The following is a 24480-nucleotide window of genomic DNA, read 5'->3' on the forward strand; positions in this document are numbered from 1 at the left end:
CAGCGTGATCAAGGCCGGGTACAGGCAGTATCCGGTCGCTGTGCCGACGATACGTCGTCCTGCCGTGAGGGCGATCAGCGAATGTCGCTCGAGTCCCTGCCGCGCAGGGAGGACAGCACAAGACGTCCGTAACGTGTGGTGAGGACCAGGGCGGTGGCGGCCAAGGCGGCAACGAGCGCGGCGACGACGGCGGTCGCGCCTTTAACGCCGAGCACTTGGAGAACGCTCAGCGCCGTGCCCACGGGCAGTCCCAGGATGGTGAGGACACCGAGGGCACCGGCGATCTGCTGACTCTCCTGGGTCTGGACGAGCCGCGCGTAATCGGCAGCTTCGGCGAGGATCTCGCTGAAACGCTCGGGCAGGCGGTGCTGGGCCTGGAAGCTCAGCAGCAGTTCGTTTGCGGGGCCGTGGGCGGTGAGGTGTTGGCGCCAGTAGGTGCTGCGGAAGGCGGCGATGTGGCGCTCGAGGGCGGACACCCGGCGCGCGAGTTTCGGGCCGTCGAAGACACCCGAGAGCCCGTCCGTGAGCTCGTCGATGTGGTCGCGCTGGACAGTACCGAGGAGGAGGGCGTCCAGGTAGACGGTGCGGCAGTGAAGTTGTGCGAAGCCGTAGAAGTCGCCGTCGCCGGGGTCGGCGCGGTGCCCGAGGAACGCGGCACCGTGGCGCAGCACCAGGGCGCTCCAGTCGGCGGATATCCGCAGGGCGTGCGCTGTGCGATCGGGCCACTGTTCGAGTGGTGTGGGGAAGTCGGCGTCCGTGGAGCGCGAGGCGAGGTGCCAGAGCCATCGGTCTGCCGTCTCCGGCAGCCGGCCGTCCTGACGCAGAGCGGGCGTATGGTGCGCGTCGGGGGTGAGGAAGGCGACCGTGTACGGGCGGGCGATGGCGAACGGGGCCGTGGCGCCGCGTGGCTGGGCGACACCCTCGAGCAGCACAGCGGGGGAGAGCGGCCCGTCGAGCGGGTCGGGGGCGGCGGGGCTGCGGTGGCCGATGGCGCGCAGCGTCTCCAGCAGGGCAGGTCCCTCGACATCGAAGTGCAGTACGGCGAGGGCGAGGTGGGGGTGCCGAGCTGTGGCGGTACGCAGTAACTCGATTCCGCGCAGGTGCAGCGACTGGTGTCGCATCTCCATGAACCGGTGCCAGCGACAGGGCCGTTCCGGAGTGCCGTAGAGGGCTCGGGCGGCGGCCGGGGTGAAGTACGTCTGCCGGGTGGCCGTGTCCGTGCGGCGGGAGCCGAGGTCGAACGGTATCGGCCCGGTCGGCCAGTCGGGCGGAGCGGTCAGCCGCACGGGCACCACGACGGCCATTGCCTGCCGGACGCCGGTGACGGAGCTGAGGTCCGTGGTCAACGGGTGTGCCTCCGATGCGCAACCGATGGTCAAGTGCCGGACGGTCCTCAGGATACGGATCTTCGCGGGAGGGGCGCTCTGGGCTTCGAGCGATCGCGCGTTTCGCCACGCACGACGGGCGGTACTGAGGGTGGCGGCCTTCCGTACAGGCCGTCGCCGTACCGACTGCCCGGCTGGTCAGCCGCGTGTGCGCCCCGCCACGCTGAGTGACATGAACGCATCTCATCATCAGCTCGTCACCCCGCAGCAGCCCGAACGTCCCGCCCCCGACGGCCGCCGTTTCACCGTGCTGCTTTCGCCTACACGGCGCGGAGCACGCCTCGCTCGCCGACTGACGGGACGCCAACTCGCCGACTGGCAGGTGCCGTCCGAGGACGCCGAGCACATCGTCGCGGAGCTCGCCGCCAACGCGGCCCAGCACGGCCGCGTACCTGGACGTGACTTCCGGCTCTACCTCGCCCTCGACAGTGCCGGCATCCTGCGGATCGAGGTCACCGACGTACGCGCCGAGCGGATTCCCGGCACTGCGACGGCGCCGGAGGCCGAGCAGGAGAGTGGACGCGGCCTGCTGATCGTCGACGCGCTCGCGGACGACTGGGGCGTCGACATCAGTCCGGAGCCGCCGGCCCGCAAGACCGTCTGGGCGACACTTGCGCCGCCTACCGCGCCCTCGTCACCGAGCGTTGAGCGACGTCATGCCGCGGCGGGGCTCAACCAGCGCACGTGACGGAGAACGGGGATCACCCTGAGGTGCGCGAAGGCGATCACGGGTGTCTCGTCGTCCTCGGCCGGGAAGTGCACGGCGTGCCGGAACCTCTCGTCTTCCTGTGGAGCCTTGAGGTCGCAGGCATGGCCCTCGAGGCTGCCGGACTCCGCGCGCACGGAGACGCCTCGCCGGGCTGCGAGGGACCGCAGCTGCTCGTGGCCGAAGCGGTCGGCCAGTTCCGCCGTGGTGAAGGATTTCTTGATCCGGGGCCGCTCCCCGTCCACCCAGACGGTATAGGCCATGATCCGCAGGGCGGCTGTGCCCGACGGGCGAGCGATGCCCACGCGCAGCCGGTTGTGCAGGTTCGACAGGGCCGCGGGAATGGCGGGGACCACAGCAGGCTGGTAGAGCACCAAGTCACGCTCCTCGTTGTTCCACCGGGTGTCGTGAACCACCAGCGCCGGGCGGCCTGACAGCTGCAGTGTCCACTCCGTTGCTGTACCGGTCGCCGCCACACCGCTGCATGTCGTGCCCGATTTCCGGGGCAGGGTGGCACCGCGTTCCAACAGGAGACCGCTCACGAGCATCATGATCGGCGATCAACCTCCGTAGATGATGGGAATTGCCGGCTGTAAGCAGGCATCGGAAGCCCGGCATTGGCGCATTCAATTCACCTGCGCCGTCCATGGCTTGCAGCCCGAGGTGGTGAAGAACTCGCCCTCGTTCAACGTCACGAGGGCCCGCCCCTCGGTCATGTCGTTGGTGAGGACGGAACCGCTGTCTCCCGAGGCGTCGCTCATTCGGGCCCAGTAGCAGCCGCCGGAGACGTCGGCCGGACCCTTGGCCGTGTAGGTGCCGGGAACGAGGAACTCGTCGTCGAGCGAATCGAGGGCGTCCTCGTAGTCCGGAGCGTCGTCCGTCACCTCGTACGTGCCCGGGTGGACTCACAGTGTCTCTCCCAAGGCATCGTCGATGTCCGCGAGGGCTGCTTCGAACTCGCGCCGGGCGTCTTCGGCTGCCTGGTCGTCTGCTGCCTGAGTGGCGGCGGGCGGGGACGGCGACGGTGCCGATGTCTCGGTGACCGGGGTGCTCGGCGTTGCCTTGGCTGCGGAGCCGGAGCCTGCGCAGCCGGTGAGACCGAGGGCCACCAGAACCGTGGCGGCCACGACGGGTCTGCCGTTCATGGGTGCTCCGCTTCGTGATGTGTGTCAACGTGTCCCGGTCGATGCGCAGCTGCCCGAACCGACGATCACGGGCATTCCGTCGTCCGTCCGGTAGACGGCAACGGACCAGCGCGTGTAGTTCCACTTCTCGTTGCTGCCGAATTCCGTCATGAACTTCCTGCAGCCGGTCTTGGAGACGATGCTCAGGAGGTGTGACTGCTGGGCCCGTCCGACGAGGCTGCCGGAGCTGTCCCAGGCCCACACGTACGCGGCGTTCTCGACGGGGTCGAAGCCCAGGGTGACGTCACCGGAGGTGAAGGGGTCGAGGCCGTGTCCTTCGGCGGCACGCTTGTTCCATGCAGCGGTCACCGCCTTGACCGTGGCATCAGCGACACGTATCTCGGCTTGGTCGCTGCTCGGTATACCCGCGGTGGTCAGGCCGGCCTCAGAGCCGTGCCATTGGCCGGCGATCTCGGTGAAGCAACCCCCGGTGGCCCGCCCGAATCCGAGGAACGGCGGGTCGAACTGCACCTCGGCGTCCTTCCACAGCACGTAATAGCGACCGTACAGCCATGTGGTGGGGCTCTCCTCGAGGCGGCGCGCCAGTACCGTGCACGCCGCCATTTCGCCTGCCCTGCGGAACACCTCCTGGTTTTCGAGGGGCAACTGGGGTACGGGGCCGCCGGTGACCATCACAGTCTGCGCACGCTTGTTGAAGGTGACAGTGGCATCCATGTAGTCCATGCCCTTGGTTGCGAGCATCGACGTCACCAGGCTGCGGATCTGCTGGGCGGCCTCCTTCTCCTCCGGGCTCCTCGCGGACGTGCTGGCCCTCCATTCCGAGGTGTGCGGCTGGTTCTCCTCCACACGTGTGAAAGCGGGATCGAGCACTCCGGCCAGCGGGTCGTGAGGGACATCCACGGTGCGTGGATCGACCGGCCGTTCGTTCCTACCATCGTCGGATTCGGCCGGGCCGGTTTGCGTGGGGACGGCGGACGGGACGACCGGGTCCTCGGTGGTGGTGCGGCTGTCGGCGGAGGCGCCGGCGGTACTCTTCGCGAGACCTGACGGAAAGGCCAGGGCACCACCCGTGATGCCGCCGACGACGACCGCGGCGATGAGAACGGACACGACGGTGCGCCTTCGGTGGAAAGGCCGGGGGAAGTGCCACGCGGGATCGTCCAGGTCAGGCATCTCCCACTGTGCCGCGACCAGTTCACCGACACGCGTCGGCTCGAGTCCGACTCCGTCCGCGAGGACCTGCGTGGCCTGGGATGCGAGGAGGTGTGAGCACCTCTCTTCCGCCGAGGATGCGGTTATGCGGTCGGCGGGCTCCTTGGACAGTGCCTCGGTGACGATCGCTCGCAGGTCGGCGGGTATCCCTTCGAGATCGGGGTCGCCCGACATGACACGGAAGGCCACGACGTCCGGGGCCCCACCGCCGAACGGCAGGCGGCCGGTGGCGGCGTAGGCGATGAGCGCACCCCACGCGAACATGTCGCCTTCCGAGCCCGCGGTGCCGCTGCGATAGTGCTCAGGGCTGATCCAGCCTGGCGTGCCTGTCATGACGCCGGTGCGGGTGACGCTGGTGCCGTCGACGGCGTGGGCGATACCGAAGTCCAGGAGCCGTGGGCCGGCGGGGGCGAGGATGACGTTCTGGGGCTTCACGTCCCGGTGAACGACGCCGGCGGCATGGATGGCGGCCAGCGCTTGAGCGGTACCGGTGGCGAAGGCGTAGAGGGTGCCACCGGTGAGCGGGCCGTGCTCGGCCAGATGACGGCCGAGAGAGGGGCCAGGGGCGTACTCGGTCGCCAGCCACGGGGGGTCGGCCTCGGTGTCGGCTGCCAGGAGAGGGAGAAGACAAGGACCCTGCACCCGGGCCGAGAGCAGGACCTCGCGTCGGAAGCGGGCGAGGAACTCGGGGTTCTCGCACTGCGCTTGGTGCACGACCTTGACCGCGACCCGGTGTCCGTCGGGCGTCAGACCTGCGTAGACGGTGCCCATGCCACCGACCCCCAGACGACCGGTGATCCGGAACCGGCCGATGCGGGACGGATCGCCGGGGCGGGGCGGCTGGACTCGTCCACCGGAGCCGGCAGCACTCACAGGAAGTCCGTTTCTGGTGTGCGGTCGAGTGACCGGCGGCTGAAGAGAGAGCGAGCAGAGGTTCCCGGCGTCGCACTGCGGTGGCGGCTCGGGCCGGGACGCGGGCGGCCGCCGTCCCGGAAAGCGGATTCGCAGCGCAGACTGTACACGGGTGCGAGGAGTCGCGACTAGAGTGTTGCGTTGGCGATGTAAACGGGTGTTTCCTGAGTTCAGGTTGGCCGATGCCGACCCCGTGAGGACGTCGTGTGAGGCCGACGCACTTGCGTGCCTGGACGCGAGCAGTGGAGGGGCGTATGCGCATCATCGAGGGAACGCCGCGAGAGATCGCCGAGTACCTGCAGCTCACCGGTCAAGGAAGGGGCGGGGCAGTTGGCGTCGAGGGTGTCGTGGCCGAGGAGACCGTCGTCGAGTCCGTTCACGTCGAGACGGACATTGCTTGGCCCGACATCGAGCGGCTGGTGCACGACCGGGCGCGGACGACGAGTATCGCGACACGCGTGCTCGACTACCTGCGCAGCGCGGTGGCGTTGGGCGATGTCGAGATCGGGCCGGGGGTGTCGGAGCGCACGCACGACGGCCTCACCGACTACATCATGGTGCGGGACGCAGGGCCCAAGCCCCAGCGGTACGGGGCTGTCGTCTACGTGAAGGCGACGAACGGCGGGCTCACTCTGCGGCTCACCGAGGAAGATGTGACAGATCTGGACGACGACCCCCACATCGGCTTCCGGGACGTGCGCGACGGCCATCAGTACGTGGTGAACTGCCCGCTGCGCAGCGAGAGCGCGATGAAGCTGGCGCTGTCGCTCACCGAGCGTGCCCTGGCCAAGGTGCGGGCGTAGCCGCAGCGCGCGCCGGTAGGGTCCGTAGAACGTGATGGTTGAGGAGTGAGTGTGAGCGAGCAGCCGGGCGGGGCTCCCGAGCGCGTGCAGTACCCGGAGTTCCTGCTGCGGTTGCCGGGCGGGGGGCCGCAGGCACGTGGCCGCCTGCTGGCCGAGAAGGGGACGAACGGAAGCCAGAAGTTCGTCGTCCTGGCGGGCGCTCCGGCCAGGCCCGAGGTCGTCCCCTCCTTTCCTGGCCGTATGCAGTCGTCGCACCGCCTTCGCGAGTCACTGATCGCGGAGGGGTTGATCACGGAGTCGACGACTTGGCCCGGGTGGCTGGAGACGGTCCGCGACATCGAGTGCAACTCGCCTTCGGCCGCCGCGGAGATCCTTGTCGGTCGCAGCGCCAACGGCTGGGTGGAGTGGAAGACCGCCGACGGGCATCCGCTGGCCGACTTCCTCAGCAACGCGTGGTGGGGCCCCAACAGGGCATGGCTGGTGCGTGGCTCCAACGTCTCCGGAGTCGACCTGGTGCAGCGCATGTGGCTGCCTGCGCAGCAGGTTTCCGTCCCGGCCGGCCGGTTGCGGCAGGGTGTCGAGCCCGGTATGGCGAAGGACCGGCTCCGCGCCATGGTGGAGGAGGATTACGACGCCGCCGCCACGTACAACCAGAAACGGGAGCTCGTCGAGGAACTGCATGCCTTCGTCTCCCGAATGAGGCCGGGCGACGTGGTGTGCACGATCTCCGCCGGGCGGCTCCATGTCGGTGAGATCACCGGCTCCGTCGAACAGATCGCCTCCGACGACGGCCGGTCCAATCTGCGGCGCCCGGTCGAGTGGCAGGCTGCCGGCTATCCGTACGAGGAGCTCCCGGAGGAGCTCCAGCAGAAGCTGTCCGTGCAGCATGACGTGGTCGACCTGACCGTCGTCAAACCGTTGCTCGAAGGGCTCGGGCTCTCCGACGCCGAGCTGGCCATCGAGGCCGAGGCGACCGCCGACGCCGACGCGAGCGCCGAGATCGCCGCTATCACCGAACGCCGCCGGGAGCTGGAGCTGCCCGAGCCCGGCCAGGAGCTCGCCGACGAGCTCCTTGTGCACGACGTGGCGTGGCTGCGAGAGGTGCGCGACCTGCTCTGGGACGAGCGTCAGCTCGTCCTGTACGGGCCGCCCGGGACCGGGAAGACCTACCTCGCGCTCAAGCTCGCCGAGTTCCTCGGAAGCGGTCCCGAGCAGGTGAAGCTTGTGCAGTTTCACCCCTCCTACTCGTACGAGGACTTCTTCGAGGGCTTCCGGCCCCGAGAGGATCCCGAGACGCGGGAGGTGGCGTTCCGACTCACTGCCGGGCCGCTGCGTGAGCTCGCCGACCTCGCGTCCCGCGAGGGCAACCGGCACATCCCGCACTTCCTGATCATCGACGAGCTCAACCGGGCCAACCTGGCGAAGGTCTTCGGCGAGCTGTACTTCCTGCTGGAGTACCGCAACAAGTCCGTGCGTCTGACCTACTCCGGGGACGATTTCGCGCTGCCACCGAACCTTTTCGTCATCGGCACCATGAACACCGCCGACCGCTCCATCGCGCTCGTCGATGCCGCCATGCGCCGCCGTTTCGCGTTCGTCGAACTCTCCCCGCGCGCGGAGCCGACCAACGGATTGCTGCGTCGTTGGCTCGCCGACCGGAAACTGGGCGCCGAGCCCGCCGACCTGCTCGACGCCCTGAACGCACGCATCGACGACCCGGACTTCCGCATCGGACCGTCGTACCTCATGAAGAAGGGGGTGTACCGGGACGGGGGCCTGGAGCGGACGTGGCGCACGAAGGTCCTGCCGTTGCTGGAGGAGCACCACTACGGCGACGGCATCGACGTCAGGGCACGCTACGGACTCGAGGCCCTTCGCAAGCAGTTGGAGTCCGGGGCGTGACCACCATCGATCTCGTCGAGCACGCACCGCCCGAGCCGCACCGCTTGGCGGACGCCGTCGGCCGGGCGCTCGCCGCCTCCGGCGTGGTCGATGCCAGTCCCGACCCGTACCTCGCCGGGCACTGGCGGCTGCGCGCCGGCAGCAAGGTAGGCGCGCTGACCCTGACCGCCCCCGGAGCCGGGCCCGTCACCCTGCGCATCGCACCCAAGGTGCCGATCGCCCGGCTGTTCTTCCTCCTCGGTTACGCGCTCTCTCCGAATCTGGCACCCGAGGGCGACCCGGTGGACGTCGCCGAACACTCCGGGGTCCTCCCCGCGTTCGCGCACGCCTTCGAACGGCAGACGGCACGAGCGCTCGCACAAGGGCTCGTCCAGGGCTATCGCACCATCGAGGAGAGCGCCTTCGTCGTACGCGGCCGCATCAGGGAGGCCGATCAGATACGGCGCCGCTTCGGCAGTACGCTTCCCGCGGAGATCGTGCACGACGAGTACACCACCGACATCGCCGAGAACCGCATCCTGCGAGCCGCTGTGGAACGCCTGATGCGTCTACCAGAAATTCCTGCAGATGTGCGCCGGCGTCTCGCGCACCATCGGGCGCGACTGGCGGACGTCGCCTGTCACGTAAGCGGACGTCCTCTGCCCTCCTGGCGCGCCACCCGCCTCAATACGCGCTACCACCACGCACTCCGCCTGGCCGAGAGCCTCCTGCGCGATGCCTCGGCCGAGCACGGCGCGGGCGGGCTGCACATCGACGGTTACCTCTTCGACATGAACAAGCTGTTCGAGGACTTCGTCTGCACCGCGCTGCGTGAAGCCCTCGTCCCTTACGGTGGCCGCGGTGAACTCCAGGCCCGCGGCGTGCATCTAGACCGGGACGCCGCCGTCCGCATGCGCCCGGACCTCGTCTGGTACGCCGATGACGGTACGCCCCGCGCGGTCGTCGACGCCAAGTACAAGGCGGAGAGGCCCCAAGGGTTCCCCGACGCCGACCTGTACCAGATGCTGGCCTACTGCACCGCGCTCGGCCTGTTCGAGGGGCATCTTGTCTACGCCAAGGGCAACGTCGGGCACGCGTCACACCGGATCCGCAACGCCGGCATCACCATCCACCAGCACGCGCTGGATCTGGACCAGTCGCCGACGGTGCTCCTGGCCCAGGTGCAGGCCCTCGCAGGGCGGCTGGCCGGGACCACCCCCGTATGATCTTCATTCATGCTCCAGCGGCGCAAAGGAGTCCGTTCCGTGCCTCAGCTCGCCTTGGCGAACACGTTCTGGGAAAGCTTCGACGCCCTGGAGAAGCACGTCAAAGCCGGTGTGCGCAAGGCGATGGACAAGTTCCAGAAGCTGAGCGTCGCCGAACTGCACGCCGACAAGGGGCTCCACCTGGAGTCGGTCGACAAGGCGCGCGACCCCAGGATGCGGACCATCCGCATCAACGACTTCTGGCGCGGAGTCGTCCTCGCCCCCGACGACGGCAGTGACACCTTCCTGCTGCTGAACGTCGTGCCGCACGACGACGCGTACACCTGGGCGGCGAAGCGCCTCTACACCGTCAACATTGCAACCCGCGGACTCGAGGTGCGCAACGTCGCCGCCATCGAGCAGCTCACCCCGGCGCTGGAGAAGGCGGCGAGCGCGGCGCCGGCGCTGTTGTTCGCGCAGTACAAGGACAGCGTCCTACGGGACCTCGGCATCGACGACCAAGTGCTCAAGGCCGTGCGCACCATCATCGACCGGCCTCAGCTGGACGCGTTCGGGACACTGCTGCCCGAGGACCAGTTCGAGGTACTAACGTTCCTTGCCGAGGGGTTCAAGCCCGCCGAGGTCTACCGCGACGTCGTCGCCGTCCGGCGTCCGGCGCAGGCAACGGCCGAGCCGACCGAGGACCTGGCCACCGCCATCGCCAACACCAGCAGCCGGATCACACTGATCACCGAACCCGACGAACTCGCGGACATCCTGGAGAAGCCCTTCGCCGCCTGGCGGGTCTTCCTCCATCCGTCGCAGCGGCGACTCGCCTACCGGGTCTCGTACAACGGCCCGGCACAGGTCTCGGGTGGGCCGGGCACCGGCAAGACCGTCGTCGCGCTGCACCGGGTCAAGCACCTGCTGTCACGCTCGCCCGATTCACGGGTACTCCTCACCACCTACACGAACGCGCTGGCCGCCGCTCTGAGGGAGAACCTGGCGCTGCTCCTGGACGACGAGGCGCAGCTGGCACGGGTGGATGTGACCACCGTCAACGCCTACGCCCACCGGATCGTCCGGCAACTCGGCGGGCGGTCACCGTCCCCCATCGGTGACCAGGAAGAGCGCCGGATCTGGCAGAAAGTGGGCAAGCAGCTCGGTCTGCCGTGGACCGAGCAGTTCCTGGCACAGGAGTACCGGCATGTGATCCTCGCTCAGGGCGTGCGGTCGGCAGAGGAGTACCTGGCCGCCACACGCAAGGGCCGTGGCACGGCGCTCGGACCGCTGAAGCGGGCACAACTCTGGAGGGGGGTCGAGTCCTTCCACTCCGCGCTGGCGGAGAAGGGGGACAGCACCCACCTCCAGGTGTGCGACGAGGCGGCACGCCTGCTGGATCGTGCCGACCGGTCCGTTCACGGTTACGCCCACATCGTCGTCGACGAGGCGCAGGACCTGCATCCTGCCCAGTGGCGTGTACTGAGGGCAGCGGCCGAGGCGGGGCCCGACGACCTGTTCATCACCGGCGACCCGCACCAGAGGATCTACGACTCGAGGGTTTCACTCGGTTCGCTGGGAATCTCCGTGACCGGCCGCTCCAGCCGACTGCGAGTCAACTACCGCAGTACGGAGGAGATCCTTCTGTGGTCGACCCGCATCCTCGCCGACGTGCCGGTCGACGACCTCGGCGGTGACGGCGGCGACAGCCTGAGCGGCTACCGGTCGCTGCTGCACGGTCGCAGGCCGCACGTCGACGGACACCCGTCCGAGCAGGCAGAGGTGACCGCGCTGGTCGAGCGGGTGCAGGAATGGATCGAGCAGGGGATCCGGCCGGCCGAGATCGCGGTGTGCGCGAGGTTCAACGTGCTGCTGGACAAGGTGCGCGACCGTTTGGACGCTGCCGGCGTTCCCATGGTGAAGGTCAAGGACAGTCCGCCCGCGGACGCCGACGGCGTGCGACTGGCGACGATGCACGCCATGAAAGGGCTCGAGTTCCGTTGCGTCGCAGTGGTGGGAGTGACCGCCGGAGCCGTTCCGTTCGCGCGCGAGATCACCCCGACCGAGGTCGACCGGCTGCAGCACGAGTCGGACATGCTGCGGGAGCGGTGCGTGCTGTTCGTGGCCTGCACCAGGGCACGGGAAGCTCTGCACGTGTCGTGGAGCGGTTCCGCGAGCCCGTTCCTGCCGGCGTGAGGCCCGGCGCCTCGGTCATCCGTCCGCCGGTGGCGGTGCCAGCGCACCGCCCGTGAGGCCGTCGCGTGCCAGGGACGCGGCACGCTCGCTGAGCTCGGCGAGCTTCTTCACATGCTCCTCGAACTCCGAGAGCGCGCGGAAAGCGGCCCCGTAACGGCGTTGCTCGTCGATGCCCATCTGTGGGATGCGTGCTCCTCGGGCGTCCGTGCGAAACGTTCCGCTGGCGCTGGTCGAGCGCCGGTTGTTGGCGGCGCTCCTGAGAAACCCGTTGAGATAGTCGGTGTCGAGTTGCTCGCTGGTCGACACCGCAGAGTCCGCGGACGTCTCGATCAGCCCGGCGCGCGCCAGGTCGGAGAGGCTGACCGTGGCGCCATCCTGCAAGGTGCCGGTAGCTCCGGCCTCGAGGACGGGGAGAAGATCACTCAGCACGGCCAGTTGCTCGCCGATCGCGCGCCGGGTGGCCGCGTACTCGGCGGCGAAATCGGTGAGCCTTGCGGCGATGTGCGCGGTCGGCGTCAGATCGACCGTGTCGTCGAGCAGATCGATCCGTGACACCTCGGCGCTCTGGTCGGCACGTGGTTCGAACGGCTCCGAGGGATCGTTCTCGGTGAGATCCGTCATGCGCACGAAGTCGGTGCCGGCACCGGTGTCGGAGCCCGTGGGCCGCTTGAGCAGCCACAGGTGGACCGACAGCGCGTGTGCTGCGGCCAGGCCCGGCGGCAGAGCGACGACGTGGGTGAGGAGTCCCCGGCGCACGATCTCGGCACGGATACGGCGACCCGCCTTGCGATACGCCACGGAGGCCGGCATCACCATGACCACCACGCCGCCGGGGGCGGTGTGGAAGTAGCAGTGCTGAAGCCAGGCCAGTTCACTCTCGGCACGCGAAGGGACACCGAATTCCCAGCGCGGGTCCAGCAGAAGGTCCTCCCGGCCCCAGTCGGCCACACCGACGGGCGGCTCGCACACCACGAGGTCCGCCTTCAGGCCGCGGTGTGCGTCCGCGCGCAGGGAGTCGCCCGTGCTGACAGTGACGTCGAGGATGCCGGTCAGGCCGGCACGCAGGGCCGCATAGCGGGCGTTGACCGGGTCGATGTCCTGACCGACGAGCGCACGCGCGCGGGGCCCGAAGGCGAACAGCAGCGAACCGATACCGCAGGCCGGATCGAAGACGGTTCCCTGCTGATCACCCGCGAAATGCTGAATGGCCCGGATGAGTTGCGGTGAGGTGATCCCGTCCGACCCGGCCCGGCCGGAGGCTTCGATATAGCGTGCTGTGAGGTCGGTCAGCAGGTCCGCCGGTGACATGCCGGCGGTCAGCTCGTCGATGAGCGCGTCGAGGGCGGGATCGCTTTCGGCTCGACTCGTGTCGTCTTCGTCGCTGAGGATCTCCGCGACCGTGGTGAGCCCCCGGATCACGTCTTCACCGTGCGCGCCTCTCAGGAACTCCCACAGTCGGACCTCGGCGGACAGCTCCTGCCCCTTGCGCTGCTGTTCGAGCCAGGCCCGGACCTCGGTCAGTGAGAAGAGCGGGCTGCTCGAGCTCCCGGCGGCGGGCGCCGGGAAGTTCCCGTGACGCCTGCGCCAATTGGACACAGCGGCACGCGTGACTCCCGCGAGCCGGGCGATCTCAGCTGCGGTGACGAGGGGCTCTGTGGGGGGCCGCACGGCGTCATCCTTCATGGTCCTCACGGTACACGGTGGGTTCGGGAAAGTGAGTGGAGCGCGTGTGTTGGCGTTGTAAACGAACTCAGAGTGACGGAGTGAGTGCGGCGGAGGGTGCTGTGGCGTCGTTGCTCGCCTCGGGTGGCGGCCTGGTCGGAACGGGTCTGCACAGAGGGCAGGCGGCGATCTCTCATCGAGAGAGTGAATCTGTTGGCATGGCTTTCGCGATAATACTTACCTTGAGGGGTATTCGTTGGGGCGGTGTCCCGCGTTTTTTGCTGGGACAGGAGAAGTGTCGTGAGGAACCCCCATCAGCCCCACCGACCGGTTTGGTCCGAGGGCCAGTGGCCGTACGGCCCGCCCCCGCTGCCGCCCGCCCACCTGCGGAAGAGGCCGTCCCGCGCCAAGGCGTGGCTGACGCACGGCGGTACGGCGTTCGCCGCCCTGATTGCCGGCGCCCTTGTCGCCGCCGTAGGGATCTGCGGCAGCGGCGAGGTGGAGGCGGGCACGGACACCGGGGCCGCCGTGCCAACGCCCACCGCGACGGCGACCGGGACCGCGAAGGCGGCGCCGGCGCCGGCCGTGACACGACGGTCACGGCCGAGCCTGCGCCGCTCCTGACGACCGCGGTGCCGGGCCGGGTGACCTTCCCACAGGGGGAGCACTTCCGGACGGAGGGCTGCGCGCAGTGGGCGGGTCGGGTGACCGACCGCCTCCGCCTCGAGGTGACGGGCCGGCAGGCGTACATCACCTGGCGCTTTCGCCCGTCCCGGTAGGGGAGGCCGGGTGCGCGGCGGCACCAGCCGTCTCGCCCGTGCGGCGGAGGCGGCCGCGACCCGGGAACGACGCGTGGGCCCGGGATCGCCCGGGACGATCGACGGGTTGGTCTTCACACGCCCGGATCGGAGCATCACCATGTTGAAGCAGACCCTGCGCACCGCTGCCGTTGTCGCCCTCGTGGCCGCCGTGGCCGCACCCGTTGCCGTCGCGGCACCCGCCTCCGCCCCGCTGGCCGCACGTCCCCCTGCCGCGGTCGCCGCGCTCGTGCCCGGAGCAGCCCCCGCCGCCCAGGCGGCCGTTGCCCGCACCTCAGTCCTCGAGGGGGAAGCACGGCTGGGTTACGAGGTCGCCGAGGAGGCGGTGCGAGTCACTGTCGACGCCCGATCGACCTACGCCGTGGGCAGCATCCCCACGCGCTCCTGGGGTACGTTCCGCATCTCCCACGCCATCGACGGCCGTGACTACTGGGGCGACTTCGAGGTCGACTGCCTGACCACCGGCGGGCCCACCGCCACCGTGACCGGCCGGCTCGTCCGTACCAGCGCGGACCACCTGTGGCAGACGCACCTGGATCCCGGCACACGCATGGGTCTGAGCTTCTACGTTCCGAGGGACAAAGAGGCCCGTGTCGGGCTGTCCGGCGCGACGGCGAGGGGTGCGCCGCTGCTGACCCGGTGCATGGCGCCCGCCGCCGACATGGCGGTCGTCGACGGGGGTTACACGTTGCGGGACAGGGAGACGAAGGGGCCGGGCGACCGTCGAGGGTGACGTCCGGGGGCACATCGGGCGTGCCATCGGCGCGTTGCCGGCGCTGCCGTGGGCGGCGATGAGTTCCGGCGACGTCACCGGTCTGCTCTTCTGACGGCACAGACATGAGGAGACGACCATGACCGAGTTCGAGACCCGCACGCTGGACACGACCGGTGCCACGATCCGGTACGACGTGCGGAGCGGCCCGACCGCGGGCGGGGGTGCCGGCGAGCCCGCCCTGCTCCTGGTCGGGTCACCGATGGACGCCGCCGGGTTCGCCACGCTGGCGTCGCACTTCACGGACCGGACCGTGGTCACCTACGACCCGCGAGGCGCCGGCCGGAGTGTCCGGACGGACGGGGCGGCGGAGACCCTGCCCGAGGAGCACGCCGACGATCTGCGGCGGGTGATCGAGGATCTCGGGGCCGGCTCGGTGGACATGTTCGCGAGCAGCGGCGGTGCCGTCAACGCGCTCGCCCTGGTGACGCGTCACCCGGACCTGGTACGGACGCTCGTCGCACACGAGCCGCCGGCGGCGCCCGTTCTGCCGGACCGGGAAGCGGCGTTGGCAATCTGCGCCGACATCCACGCCACGTATCTGCGCGACGGCACGGGGCCCGCGATGGCGAAGTTCATCTCGATCGTCAGTCGCAAGGGCCCCTTCCCGGACAACTGGGCGGACGAGCCCGCCCCCGACCCCGCCGCCTTCGGACTGCCGACCGACGACGACGGCTCCCGCGACGACCCGCTGCTGGGCCAGAACATGCGTGGCTGCACCTCCTACCAGCCCGACTTCAGCGCCCTGCGCGCCGCCTCCACGCGCATCGTCGTCGCCGCGGGCATGGAGTCTGAGGGCGAGTTCTGCGCCCGCGCGGCCACGGAGATCGCAGCCGGACTCGGCACCGAGCTGGTGGTCTTCCCCAGCGACCACGGCGGCTACTTGGGCGGCAAGTACGGACAGCACGGCGCGCCTGCCGAGTTCGCGCAGACTCTCCACGAGGTGCTGGACACCGCCCACTGACCGGCGCGGACCCATCCGTGCGAGTACGAGCCGGCAGCCGCGCCTCTGCGAGGTGCCAGGGCGTGTCAGCGGTGGCCGGTCACCGGGTCCATCCAGGCAGGGACCAGCACACCGGCACGGTCGTAGAACTGCAGGGTGCTGATGCTCAGGGCCCTTGACCAGGTCGAGGGTCGATTCCGTTCGAGTGCGACCACGTGTCGCGCGATCCGAGCGACCAGCGGTGCTTACTGTCTTCTTGGCTTTGTCCCCGATACGCGATCCACCGCACTCGAGGAGAGCAGCATGACCGCTACCTACACCTTCGATGTCTTTTCCAGTCTCGACGGCTTCGGCGCCGCCGGCGGCAACTGGACCGGCTACTGGGGCAAGCAGGGCCCCGAGCTCCTCGATCACCGCCTCGCCCTGTACCGCGAGGAGCAGCGGATGGTCTTCGGAGCCAACACGTATCGGGCGTTCGCGCGGATGCTGGCTGCGAGCACCGAGGAGTCCGAAGTGCGTGACCCATGGGTCACACGGATGAGGGGCCTGCCGGCAACGGTGGTGTCGACCACATTGGAGGGATCCCTCGACTGGCCGGATGCGAAGGTCGTGAGCGGCGACGCCGTCGACGTCGTCGCTCGGCTCAAGGAGGAGTCCGAGGTGCCGTTGCGCTCGCACGGCAGCCTGTCGATGAACCGGGCGCTGATGGCCGCCGGCCTGGTCGACCGCGTCCAGGTGACGCTGTTCCCCGCGATCACCGGCCGGACCGGGCTGGATCCGATCTTCCAGGGTGCGGCCGACTTCGACCTCGAGTTGATCGAGCACCGGACGCTCGACGGCCACATCCAAGAACTCATCTACCGGCCCACCCTGCATGTGTGACGTTCCTTTTTCCGTCCCCAGTCGAGCTCCCGGTCGACCGTCCACTCGACGTGGTACTCGCCGCCGGGCTTTTCACGAGGTCGACCAGCACCGTTCTTCACGGATGAGGCACGGATGCGGCCCAGCGGCGGGGAGTTCGTCACTCGCGTCATGTCATGAGCGGCCGCCCGGCCCGGTGGCCGGCTCGTGCTCGGTGGTGCCGGGGTCGGTGGCGCCGGGAGCGGGGCGTTCCGCCGGGGTGGCCGAGGGCGAGGCGGTGGCCGCCAGGCGGAGGAGTTCGTCGACCGGCCATTGGTCGTAGACGTGCTCGCCGTACTTGGCGGCGAGCACGCGGCCCTCGCTCGCGATCAGGAAGTCCGCGGGCAGGCCGAGCCGGCCGCCGTTCGGTGTGCGTGAGGGGAGACGTTCGCGGCCGCGCAGGACGTGCCGCAGGCCGCTCGTCACCGCCCGGACGATCGGCCACCAGGCCCGCGGGCTGAGCAGTGCGCGCGGCGTGGACTCCACTCCGAACTGGGCGTAGAGCCGTTTGGCGGGGTCCGCGACGACGGCGAACGGCAGGTCCTCGACGTGCCGGCGCAACTCCTCGGCGGGCGAATGGAACACCACCACCTCACGGATCCCGGCGGCCTCGATCTCGTCGTGTCTGCGCACCACCGACCGCAGATGCAGGTTGCAGACAGGGCAGCCCGCGAACCGCCGGAACTGGAGGTGGACCAGCCGGTCCGGGGCGGGAAGCTCCACCTCGGCGCCGGAGACGGCCGTGAGACGACGCGCGGAGACGGTGTCGCCGGGCCTCGTCGTCGTGCGGGGCATGCGCATGGGCGGTCCTCCCGTTGGTGCGACCGGTGAGTGTACGACGTACGCCTACAAGCGTAGGCGTATCCCGTACGCTGTCAACCGTCATGCCGCGCCCCCGTTCACTCACCCACGCCCAGCTGGCCTCCGCCGCCCTCGCCGTCATCGACCGCGACGGGCTCGCCGGACTGTCGATGCGTGCCGTCGCGAAGGAACTCGGCATGAGCACCATGGCGCTCTACCGGTACGTGGACGACCGGGAGGAACTCGAGCAGCTCGTCGTCGAGCTCGTGCACAGCACCGTCGACACCCGGGCCCCGGATCCCGACGCGCCATGGCGCGAGCGGGTCGAGACCATGGTGCGGCGCCTGCGGGACGCCATGAGCGCCCACCCGGCCGTCGTGCCTCTGACGCTCGCCCACCGGCATCGGACGCCCAGCGGGCTGCGCTGGTCGGAGACGGTGCTCACCGTCCTCACGGAGGCGGGCATCGACGGCGAACGGCGGGTCGTCGCCCTGCGGGGTCTGCTCAGCTACGTCATCGGGGCGATCCAGCTGGAGCACCTCGGCCCCTTGTCCGGCGCGGGCACGCGCGCCATCACCGAACTGCCGCCGTCCGCCTACCCGCTCATGACCGAGACCGCCCGGTACGCAGGCAACGTCGGCGCGGACCGGGAGTTCTTCGAAGGCCTCGCCATGGTGTTGCGTGGCATGGAAACGGCGCGCGAGGCGTGAGCGCGCCCGGGCCGCCGGCCGGCGGCCCCGCCAAGTGCCGTCACGTCACCAGGGGATGACGGCAAAAGCCTCCACCTCGACCAGCAGCTCCGGCCGCACGAGGGCGGCGACCTGTACCGCTGTGTTCGCCGGCGGGCGCGTCGTGTCGATGCAGGCGTCCCGGGCGGACCGCGCCTGAGGCAGGACGGAGATGTCGGTGACCCAACGATAGGGCGCAGAAGCCTTGTTGCCGGTGCCGGTGCCGGTGCCGGTTGCGGTTGCGGATTCGAGAGACGTGGAGGGTGTGCCCGGCCCGACGTCATGATGGCGGCATTTGCGATGACACACCTGCCGCAGAGGCGCTGATCGTGGTGGACGTCCAGTCGGCCTTCGTCACTGGTGGCGGGGCGGTGCCGGACGCGGCCCGGCTCGTGGAGCGGACGACGGACCTGATCGCGCGGGCGCGGCGGAGCGGGGCGCTCGTCGTCCACCTGCAGAACGACGGGGCCCCGGGGTCGGACGACGAGCCGCACACGCCTGGCTGGGAGCTCCACCACGCCGTCGAGGCCGGCCCCGCAGAGGTTGTCGTCCGCAAGCCCCGGGACGACGGCTTCGAAGGGACGCCGCTGGGTGACCTGCTCGCCGCTTCGGGGGTGAAGGCGCTCGCCGTCTGCGGTGTGATGTCGGAGATGTGTGTCCAGGCGACCGCCCGTACGGCTGCGGCGCGCGGGTACCGGGTCGTGCTGCCGTACGACGCGCACGCGACGCAGGACATCCCCGCGGCGCCGGGGATCAGCGACCGGATACCGGCGGCCACAGTCTCGCGTGTCGTCGCATGGGCCCTCGGGGGCGGCGGTGTCGAGACCACCGTTCGCGCGTCGGACGTCGCGTTCACCGCCGCACTGGCAGGGTCCGCCTGAACCGCCTGAACCGCCTGAACCGCCTGAACCGCCTGAACCGCCTGAACCGCCCGGCCCTGTGCTCGGCGGCTCGCCCAGCGCCCGGCCAGGTCTATGTGCAACTCACGGGTTGCGGGTGTGTTCAGTGATATGCAACTCTGGAGTTGCACTCAATGGTGACGGACGAAGGAGCCCCTCATGAGCGAGGACCGGATCGAACGCGAAACCCTGATCGCCGCCCCTCTGGAGCGGGTCTGGTCGCTGGTGGCCGCACCCGGGTTCTGGGTGGACGACACGGCGGCCCTGTCGGGCGCGGTGGCGGAGGAAGGCGCGTCGATGGTGGCGAAGAACGCCGAGTACGGCGACTTCCCGGTGCGCGTGGAGAAGGTCGAGCCGCCTGCCTACCTGGCCTATCGCTGGGCCAGCGCCTTCCCGGGAGAGGAACTGCGCGAGGACAACAGCACCCTCGTCGAGTTCACGCTGACCGCGGAGGGCGACAAGACGCGGCTGCGCGTCGTCGAGAGCGGATTCGCGGCGCTGGCCGGGTCCGAGGAACTGCGCGGCAAGGCGATGGAGGACAACTCCGGCGGCTGGCCGCAGGTGCTCGACGCGCTCAGGAAGCGCGCGGAACAGCCGTCCGCGTGACGGACGAGCAGCGGCGCGACGCGGCGGCCGAGGACGTCGACAGCGTCCTGGCCGCGCTCGCCGACCCGACGCGACGCCGACTGCTCGACGTACTCGCCGCGCAGGGCGAACTCACCGCGACGAAGCTCGCCGAACGGCTTCCCGTCTCCCGGCAGGCGGTCGTCAAGCACCTCGCCGTCCTGGATGCCGCCGGTCTGGTCTCCGGCGACCGGGTGGGGCGCGAGGTGCGGTTCGCGGTACGGCCTGCGGCGCTGAACCTGACGGCACGGTGGATGGCCGCACTCGCGGCCGACTGGGACCGGCGGCTGGCCAGGATCAAGCGCGTCGCCGAGGCGCCGGAGCGGGAGGCCGACCCCCACCGGGCGCGGGACGGGGGAGCGGAACAGGACCGGGGCGAGGGCCGGGAACACGACCGGCACCAGGGGCGGGACGACCGCCGGGAAGGGGGCCAGCGCCAGAGGCGTGACCAGAGCCGGGACCGCTGAGGCCGGCAGGTCTGTCCGTGCGGGAGCGTCCTGCGCGGACAGGCGGCCGGCCGGGGGCACGGAGGAGCGGTGTTCGCCCGCCGCCCGGGGACCCGGAGGGGGAGAGGGTGTGGTTAGGGTCTGTGGCATGTCTGCCGGTCCTGATTCCATGTCCGCCGCTCTCACGCTGCGCCCCGCGGCCCGCGCCGACCTGCGGGCGGTGCTCGCCCTGCTCGCGGACGAGGAGCGCGTGGTGGACCCGGCGACGGTCGCGGTCACGGAGGCGTACGAGCGGGCCTTCGCGGCGATCGACGCCGACCCGCGCAACGAGATGCTGGCTCTGGTCGAAGACGCCGACGGCCGGGGGAACGGCGGCACGGTGGTGGGCTGCCTGCAGGTGACGTACATCCCCGGGCTCGGCAAAGGCGGTGCCGAGCGGGCTCTGATCGAGGCGGTACGGATCCGCGCGGACCGGCGCGGCGGCGGGCTGGGCCGGACCCTGATGGAGCGCGCGGTCTCCCGCGCCCGCGAGCGGGGATGCGCGCTCGTCCAGCTGACCAGCAACAAGCAGCGCGAGGACGCGCACCGCTTCTATGCCGCGTTGGGTTTCTCCCCCAGCCATGAAGGGTTCAAGCTCGCACTCTAGGATCGGCCGCCCGTCGTGATCGTCCGGGGCGCAGGCCGCAGCGCGGGCTCCTGGGCTCCTTCCTCCGGACTCGCGATGCACGGCACCGGGCGCCCCGCTCACTGATCCGGCCCGACTCAGACGGAAGACCTCTGGTGCTGCGGTGTTCCGGCCGGCGTCGGCACCGGCATGTCCAGTGCGCGGGCCAGGGCGGCGGTGACGGGGGCCGCGTGGTCGGGGAGATGGGCAGCCGCCCAGTCGGCGGCCAGTCGGAGGAAGCAGGCCAGGTCGCGCTCGGCGCCGTTGAGCAGGCGGCGCAGTTCGGGGACGGGCAGTTCGATGACCGGGCTGTCGTCCTGCTCCGCGTCGACCGTCAACCGGACAGCGTCCCCTGCGCGTTCGAGCATCGGGGTCGGGTCGTGACCGAACCAGCCCCGGCCCCCGGCACCGTCACCTCCGCTGTGGCCGTCGACCGCGTCGAACCATTCGCGCCAGTCCTCCAGCCCGTTGCAGCAGCCGGGCACCAGCGTCGCGCCGTTGACTGTGTCGGTGACCCGCAGCCCGCCGGGCGCGAAGAGCGGGGCCATGGTGAGCAGTCCGTGCAGAAAGCTTCCGAGGGGATCGACGGGACGGGACGGGCGGTAGTCGTGGTCCGGGTCGACGTCGTTGCACGCGGCGATCCGCATCACCGCCGTGCCGACCTGAGCGGGGTCGAGCGCGCCGTTCAGCGGCAGGAAGCCGTGCGGCCCAGGGTCGGCCACCGGCCACAGATCGAAACCGGCGGGTGCGTACGTCTCCAGGACGGGCTGTAAAACGATCACCCGGAGAGTGTGCGGCAGAGCGGGCCCTGATCGCACTCGGATTTCGGTGCCGGCGCCCGAGCAGGCGTCGGCCGGGTACGCGCCTCCCGCCGGCCTCTGCGGTGGCCGCGCGTGGGCGGGGTCACGCGTCCGCCGCGTACCGCCAGAGGTCCCGCATCGGCTCGGGGAACGACGGGCTCGACATCTGCAGTTGGGTGAGCAGGATGGTGACCGCGCCCGTGGACGGCGTGATGTGCGCGGCGGTGCCGGTGCCGCCGACCCAGCCGTAGCGGCCGGGGACGCTCCACGGCTCGACCGCCTCGATGTCGACGGCGCCGCCGAAGCCCCAGCCCATTCCCTCCAGGAACAGGCCGCCGGCCTTGCGCTGGGCCGGGGTCAAGTAGTTGGTGGTCATGCGCCGTACCGACTCCGGGGTGAGCAGGCGTCGGCCGCCGCCCGCGGTCCCCTCGGCGAGGAGCATGCGCGCGAAGGCGTGGTAGTCGTCGACGGTCGACACGAGACCGCCCGCTCCGGACGGGAACGCGGGCGGGGTGCTCCACTGGCCGTCCGGGGCGTCCGCCAACTCGGGCGTGCCCGCAGGGCCGGGCACGTAGTAACTGGTGAACCGGTCCAGCTTGGCGCGAGGGACGTGGAAGGCCGTGTCGGTCATGCCGAGCGGTTCGAAGAGGCGCTCCGCGAGGAAGTCGGGCAGGGGAAGGCCGGAGGCCCGGGCGACGAGCATGCCCTGGATGTCGGAGCAGATGTTGTACAGCCAGGCCTCGCCCGGCTGGTGCAGCAGCGGGATCCGGGACAGTGCCGCCATCCAGGCGTCCGGCGCCGGGACGCTCCGGGGCTGCGGCGGGCCCTGCTTCAGCTCGCTGACCAACGGCGCGACCGCCGGCAGGGAGAAGTCGGAGGGGAAGCCGTGTCCGGCGCGGGAGGTCAGCAGGTCGAACACGGTGATCGGCCGCACCGCCGGCACCACGTCGTCCACGGGACTCTCCGGCGTACGGACGACCATCGGCGACGCCAGCTCCGGCAGCCAGGTGCCGACCGGGTCGTCCAGCGCGATCCTGCCGTCCTCGACGAGCATCATGACCGCCGCGGCGACGACGGGCTTGGTGATGGAGGCGATACGGAAGATCGAGTCCCTCACCATCGGGGCCGTGCCCGCCACGTCGACGTGGCCGACGGCCGCCACGTCCACCTGATCACCGCGGCCGACGAGAGCCACCGCACCCGGCACCGAGCCGTTGTCGACGTGCCGGCTCAAAAGTTTGTGCAGCATGGGGCCACCTTCTCGCGCTGGACGGACGTGAAGAAGGACCGCCACAGCGACGAGAACTCATCGGTCGGCGACACGCGCATCAGGCACGCCGCCTCACCAGCCGGGGTGCCGCCTCGATCAGCCGCTGCCAGTGCCGGTGCGCCGGTGCCGTGACGCCGCGCCGCAGGTCGGCGGCGGCCGCCTCGCGTGCCGCCGCCGACCTGCGGGCGCCTCTCAGCCCCGCAGATGCCCCAGCACGGAGGCCACCGCCCGGGTCACCGCCTCGCGTGCCGGTTCGGTGTGATCGATCGTCTCGAACCCGTGGTGGCCGCCCGGTACGTCGACGATCTCGACGTCGGCCCCGCACTGCTCGGCGGCCGTCAGGAACTCCTCCACCGTGACCGCGATCTCCGCCATCTCCAGTTCCACCCGGGTCAGCACGACCGGCAGCCGTCCCGCGGACCGCACGGCGGTCGCGGGCCGCAGGCGCTCGTCGGAGATTCCCCAGCTCGGCAGCGGCGCAAGGACGGGGTAGGTCACGGCCACGCACCGCAGCCACGCCGGAGGCGACGCCAGGTACGCCGCGGACAGCAGTCCGCCGGCGGAGAAGAACCAGATCGCGACGCGCTCCCCGTCGACGCGCGGATCGGCTCGTACGAGGTCGACCGCCGCCGCGACGTCCTCGGCGGCACGGCCGTAGTCGGCGAGGCTGTGCAGCCCGTGGTCCAGGGTCACGCCGACCGCGCCCAGGCTCGCCAGGTACTGGGCGCAGCCGACGAGGCCAGGCCAGTCACGTGGTGTCGGACGCACCTCGGCCGGTACGGGACCGCCGTGGACGAGGACCACGGCCGGTCGCGGCCCGTCGGCGTCCGGCAGGTGGAGGTCGACCTTTCCCAGCCGCTCGCGGCGCCGCTCGGGCACGTCCAGCAGGAACGGGCGCAGATGCGCGGGCGGTTCGCCGGCCGTCCCGGTCAGACGGTGCCCCTCGTCGGCGGCCGCCCGGAGCAGCACCTCGGCCAGTTCGCCGGGGGAGGAAAGCATCGGCCAGTGGCCGGTGTGGAGTTCGAAGAACGTCACCCGCGGGTCCGTCAGGGCCTCCAGGCGGGGATCGCCCAGTCCCACCAGTGCCTCGACCATGGCGATGCTCGACCCGTTCGCCGTGCACAGGACTCCCGTCGACGGCAGCTCCAACACCGCGTCGGTCAGCCGGAGCGGCTGGGTGAGGGTGGCCCGCGGCTGCGGCGCGGCAAGTTCGGAGAGCCGGGCCAGCGCCTCTTCGGAAAGACCGGCGGTGCTGCCCCAGCGCTGCCATCCGTCGGCCGCCGGCGGCGGGATGCGCCAGTCGTCGTCGGGGCCGGCGACGGACTGCGACAGGCGGTCGCGGACCGCCGGGTCGGTCACCGAATGGAGGGCCGGCTCGCCGTCCTGCGGCATGCCCGCGTCCAGATGGACGATCCGGGCGATCCGCTCCGCGCGCCGGCCGGCGGCCCCGAGCACCGGATGGATGCCGTAGTCGTGACCGACGATCACCACCTTGGGCGTGTCCACCTCGTCGATCAGCCGCACCACGTCCTCGATGTGCGTCTCCAGATCCGTGTCGGCGCCCGCCAGGTGCCGGCGGTCGCCCATGCCGGTGAGCGTCACCGGATACGTCCGTGCCCCCGACTTCCGCAGCTGATCAGCCACCTCCTGCCAGACCCGGTCACCGGTGAACGTGCCCGACACCAGGATGAATGCCGTCATGAAAGTC

At 70.5% G+C, this 24480-nt stretch carries 24 protein-coding genes and 1 pseudogene; 14 read left to right on the plus strand and 11 right to left on the minus strand.

Annotated elements, in window-relative coordinates:
• Positions 1 to 74: 74 nt before the first annotated feature.
• On the minus strand, positions 75 to 1346 hold the full coding sequence (locus tag OGH68_RS31980) for a hypothetical protein (protein ID WP_264248864.1): 1272 nt from the start codon (positions 1344 to 1346) through the stop codon (positions 75 to 77).
• A gap of 211 nt (positions 1347 to 1557) precedes the next feature.
• On the opposite strand from OGH68_RS31980, the gene OGH68_RS31985 reads away from it, so the two are divergent.
• Positions 1558 to 2073 carry an ATP-binding protein gene (locus tag OGH68_RS31985; protein ID WP_264248865.1) on the plus strand — a complete coding sequence of 172 codons (516 nt, stop codon included), beginning with the start codon at positions 1558 to 1560 and terminating at the stop codon, positions 2071 to 2073.
• Here OGH68_RS31985 and OGH68_RS31990 read toward each other — a convergent pair.
• From OGH68_RS31990 to OGH68_RS32005, 4 genes are all read right to left on the minus strand, one after another.
• Complete coding sequence (locus OGH68_RS31990) at positions 2040 to 2633, minus strand: hypothetical protein (RefSeq protein WP_264248866.1); 594 nt, start codon at positions 2631 to 2633, stop codon at positions 2040 to 2042. The genes OGH68_RS31985 and OGH68_RS31990 overlap by 34 nt on opposite strands.
• Before the next feature lie 84 nt (positions 2634 to 2717).
• The gene (locus OGH68_RS31995; RefSeq protein WP_264248867.1) at positions 2718 to 2975 is read right to left on the minus strand and encodes a hypothetical protein; all 258 of its coding nucleotides are present in this window, start codon (positions 2973 to 2975) and stop codon (positions 2718 to 2720) included.
• Positions 2976 to 2996: 21 nt separating this feature from the next.
• Positions 2997 to 3236, minus strand: a complete 240-nt coding sequence (locus OGH68_RS32000) for a hypothetical protein (protein WP_264248868.1) — start codon at positions 3234 to 3236, stop codon at positions 2997 to 2999.
• A 24-nt stretch (positions 3237 to 3260) separates the two neighbouring features.
• Complete coding sequence (locus OGH68_RS32005; RefSeq protein ID WP_413471060.1) at positions 3261 to 5219, minus strand: serine/threonine-protein kinase; 1959 nt, start codon at positions 5217 to 5219, stop codon at positions 3261 to 3263.
• 395 nt (positions 5220 to 5614) lie between these two features.
• Here OGH68_RS32005 and OGH68_RS32010 point away from each other — a divergent pair, with 395 nt between their 5' ends.
• From OGH68_RS32010 to OGH68_RS32025, 4 genes are read left to right on the plus strand one after another with little or no spacing between them, the layout of a single operon-like run.
• Complete coding sequence (locus tag OGH68_RS32010; RefSeq protein ID WP_264248870.1) at positions 5615 to 6163, plus strand: hypothetical protein; 549 nt, start codon at positions 5615 to 5617, stop codon at positions 6161 to 6163.
• Between the two features lie 45 nt (positions 6164 to 6208).
• Positions 6209 to 8065: a DUF4357 domain-containing protein gene (locus OGH68_RS32015; RefSeq protein ID WP_264248872.1), complete on the plus strand. Its 1857-nt coding sequence runs from the start codon at positions 6209 to 6211 to the stop codon at positions 8063 to 8065.
• Positions 8062 to 9270 carry an McrC family protein gene (locus OGH68_RS32020; protein ID WP_264248873.1) on the plus strand — a complete coding sequence of 403 codons (1209 nt, stop codon included), beginning with the start codon at positions 8062 to 8064 and terminating at the stop codon, positions 9268 to 9270. Before OGH68_RS32015 ends, OGH68_RS32020 begins: the two co-directional genes overlap by 4 nt.
• A 39-nt stretch (positions 9271 to 9309) precedes the next feature.
• Positions 9310 to 11445 carry a UvrD-helicase domain-containing protein gene (locus OGH68_RS32025; RefSeq protein WP_264248874.1) on the plus strand — a complete coding sequence of 712 codons (2136 nt, stop codon included), beginning with the start codon at positions 9310 to 9312 and terminating at the stop codon, positions 11443 to 11445.
• A 15-nt stretch (positions 11446 to 11460) separates the two neighbouring features.
• Here OGH68_RS32025 and OGH68_RS32030 read toward each other — a convergent pair whose 3' ends face one another.
• The gene (locus OGH68_RS32030; protein WP_264248875.1) at positions 11461 to 13128 is read right to left on the minus strand and encodes an N-6 DNA methylase; all 1668 of its coding nucleotides are present in this window, start codon (positions 13126 to 13128) and stop codon (positions 11461 to 11463) included.
• 279 nt (positions 13129 to 13407) lie between these two features.
• On the opposite strand from OGH68_RS32030, the gene OGH68_RS32035 reads away from it, so the two are divergent.
• The 4 genes from OGH68_RS32035 to OGH68_RS32050 all read left to right on the plus strand — a co-directional run bounded on the left by OGH68_RS32035 (position 13408) and on the right by OGH68_RS32050 (position 16522).
• Positions 13408 to 13731, plus strand: coding sequence for a hypothetical protein (locus OGH68_RS32035; protein ID WP_264248876.1), 324 nt, complete (start codon positions 13408 to 13410; stop codon positions 13729 to 13731).
• A gap of 294 nt (positions 13732 to 14025) precedes the next feature.
• A complete protein-coding gene (locus tag OGH68_RS32040; RefSeq protein ID WP_264248877.1) occupies positions 14026 to 14658 on the plus strand; it encodes a hypothetical protein in 633 nt (210 codons plus the stop codon).
• A 118-nt stretch (positions 14659 to 14776) separates the two neighbouring features.
• Positions 14777 to 15661: an alpha/beta fold hydrolase gene (locus OGH68_RS32045; RefSeq protein WP_264248879.1), complete on the plus strand. Its 885-nt coding sequence runs from the start codon at positions 14777 to 14779 to the stop codon at positions 15659 to 15661.
• 282 nt (positions 15662 to 15943) lie between these two features.
• Positions 15944 to 16522 (plus strand): dihydrofolate reductase family protein, encoded by a 579-nt coding sequence (locus OGH68_RS32050; protein ID WP_264248880.1) that lies wholly within the window; start codon positions 15944 to 15946, stop codon positions 16520 to 16522.
• A 153-nt stretch (positions 16523 to 16675) separates the two neighbouring features.
• Here OGH68_RS32050 and OGH68_RS32055 read toward each other — a convergent pair whose 3' ends face one another.
• Positions 16676 to 17341: a peroxiredoxin-like family protein gene (locus OGH68_RS32055; RefSeq protein ID WP_264248882.1), complete on the minus strand. Its 666-nt coding sequence runs from the start codon at positions 17339 to 17341 to the stop codon at positions 16676 to 16678.
• 83 nt (positions 17342 to 17424) lie between these two features.
• Between OGH68_RS32055 and OGH68_RS32060 the strand changes: the two genes are divergently transcribed.
• Positions 17425 to 18051: a TetR/AcrR family transcriptional regulator gene (locus OGH68_RS32060; protein ID WP_264248883.1), complete on the plus strand. Its 627-nt coding sequence runs from the start codon at positions 17425 to 17427 to the stop codon at positions 18049 to 18051.
• A 45-nt stretch (positions 18052 to 18096) separates the two neighbouring features.
• Here the strand turns inward: OGH68_RS32060 and OGH68_RS36240 are convergent, their stop codons facing one another.
• Positions 18097 to 18378: a RidA family protein gene (locus OGH68_RS36240; RefSeq protein WP_319020257.1), complete on the minus strand. Its 282-nt coding sequence runs from the start codon at positions 18376 to 18378 to the stop codon at positions 18097 to 18099.
• Positions 18379 to 18398: 20 nt separating this feature from the next.
• On the opposite strand from OGH68_RS36240, the gene OGH68_RS32070 reads away from it, so the two are divergent.
• The 4 genes and pseudogenes from OGH68_RS32070 (at position 18399) to OGH68_RS32085 (ending at position 20684) form a co-directional block, all read left to right on the plus strand.
• Complete coding sequence (locus OGH68_RS32070) at positions 18399 to 18950, plus strand: isochorismatase family protein (protein WP_413471061.1); 552 nt, start codon at positions 18399 to 18401, stop codon at positions 18948 to 18950.
• Positions 18951 to 19127: 177 nt separating this feature from the next.
• Complete coding sequence (locus OGH68_RS32075) at positions 19128 to 19574, plus strand: SRPBCC domain-containing protein (RefSeq protein ID WP_264248885.1); 447 nt, start codon at positions 19128 to 19130, stop codon at positions 19572 to 19574.
• A pseudogene (locus OGH68_RS32080) lies at positions 19571 to 19915 on the plus strand (ArsR/SmtB family transcription factor); the annotation flags it as partial. The gene OGH68_RS32075 and the pseudogene OGH68_RS32080, both read left to right, overlap by 4 nt.
• 271 nt (positions 19916 to 20186) lie before the next feature.
• On the plus strand, positions 20187 to 20684 hold the full coding sequence (locus tag OGH68_RS32085) for a GNAT family N-acetyltransferase (RefSeq protein ID WP_264248887.1): 498 nt from the start codon (positions 20187 to 20189) through the stop codon (positions 20682 to 20684).
• A 116-nt stretch (positions 20685 to 20800) separates the two neighbouring features.
• Here OGH68_RS32085 and OGH68_RS32090 read toward each other — a convergent pair whose 3' ends face one another.
• The 3 genes from OGH68_RS32090 to OGH68_RS32100 all read right to left on the minus strand — a co-directional run bounded on the left by OGH68_RS32090 (position 20801) and on the right by OGH68_RS32100 (position 24473).
• Positions 20801 to 21484, minus strand: a complete 684-nt coding sequence (locus OGH68_RS32090) for a hypothetical protein (protein ID WP_264248888.1) — start codon at positions 21482 to 21484, stop codon at positions 20801 to 20803.
• Positions 21485 to 21605: 121 nt separating this feature from the next.
• On the minus strand, positions 21606 to 22751 hold the full coding sequence (locus OGH68_RS32095) for a serine hydrolase domain-containing protein (RefSeq protein ID WP_264248890.1): 1146 nt from the start codon (positions 22749 to 22751) through the stop codon (positions 21606 to 21608).
• A gap of 213 nt (positions 22752 to 22964) precedes the next feature.
• On the minus strand, positions 22965 to 24473 hold the full coding sequence (locus tag OGH68_RS32100; protein ID WP_264248891.1) for an alpha/beta fold hydrolase: 1509 nt from the start codon (positions 24471 to 24473) through the stop codon (positions 22965 to 22967).
• Between the last annotated feature and the right edge of the window lie 7 nt (positions 24474 to 24480).

The sequence above is a fragment of the Streptomyces peucetius genome (assembly GCF_025854275.1).
Taxonomy (GTDB): domain Bacteria; phylum Actinomycetota; class Actinomycetes; order Streptomycetales; family Streptomycetaceae; genus Streptomyces; species Streptomyces peucetius_A.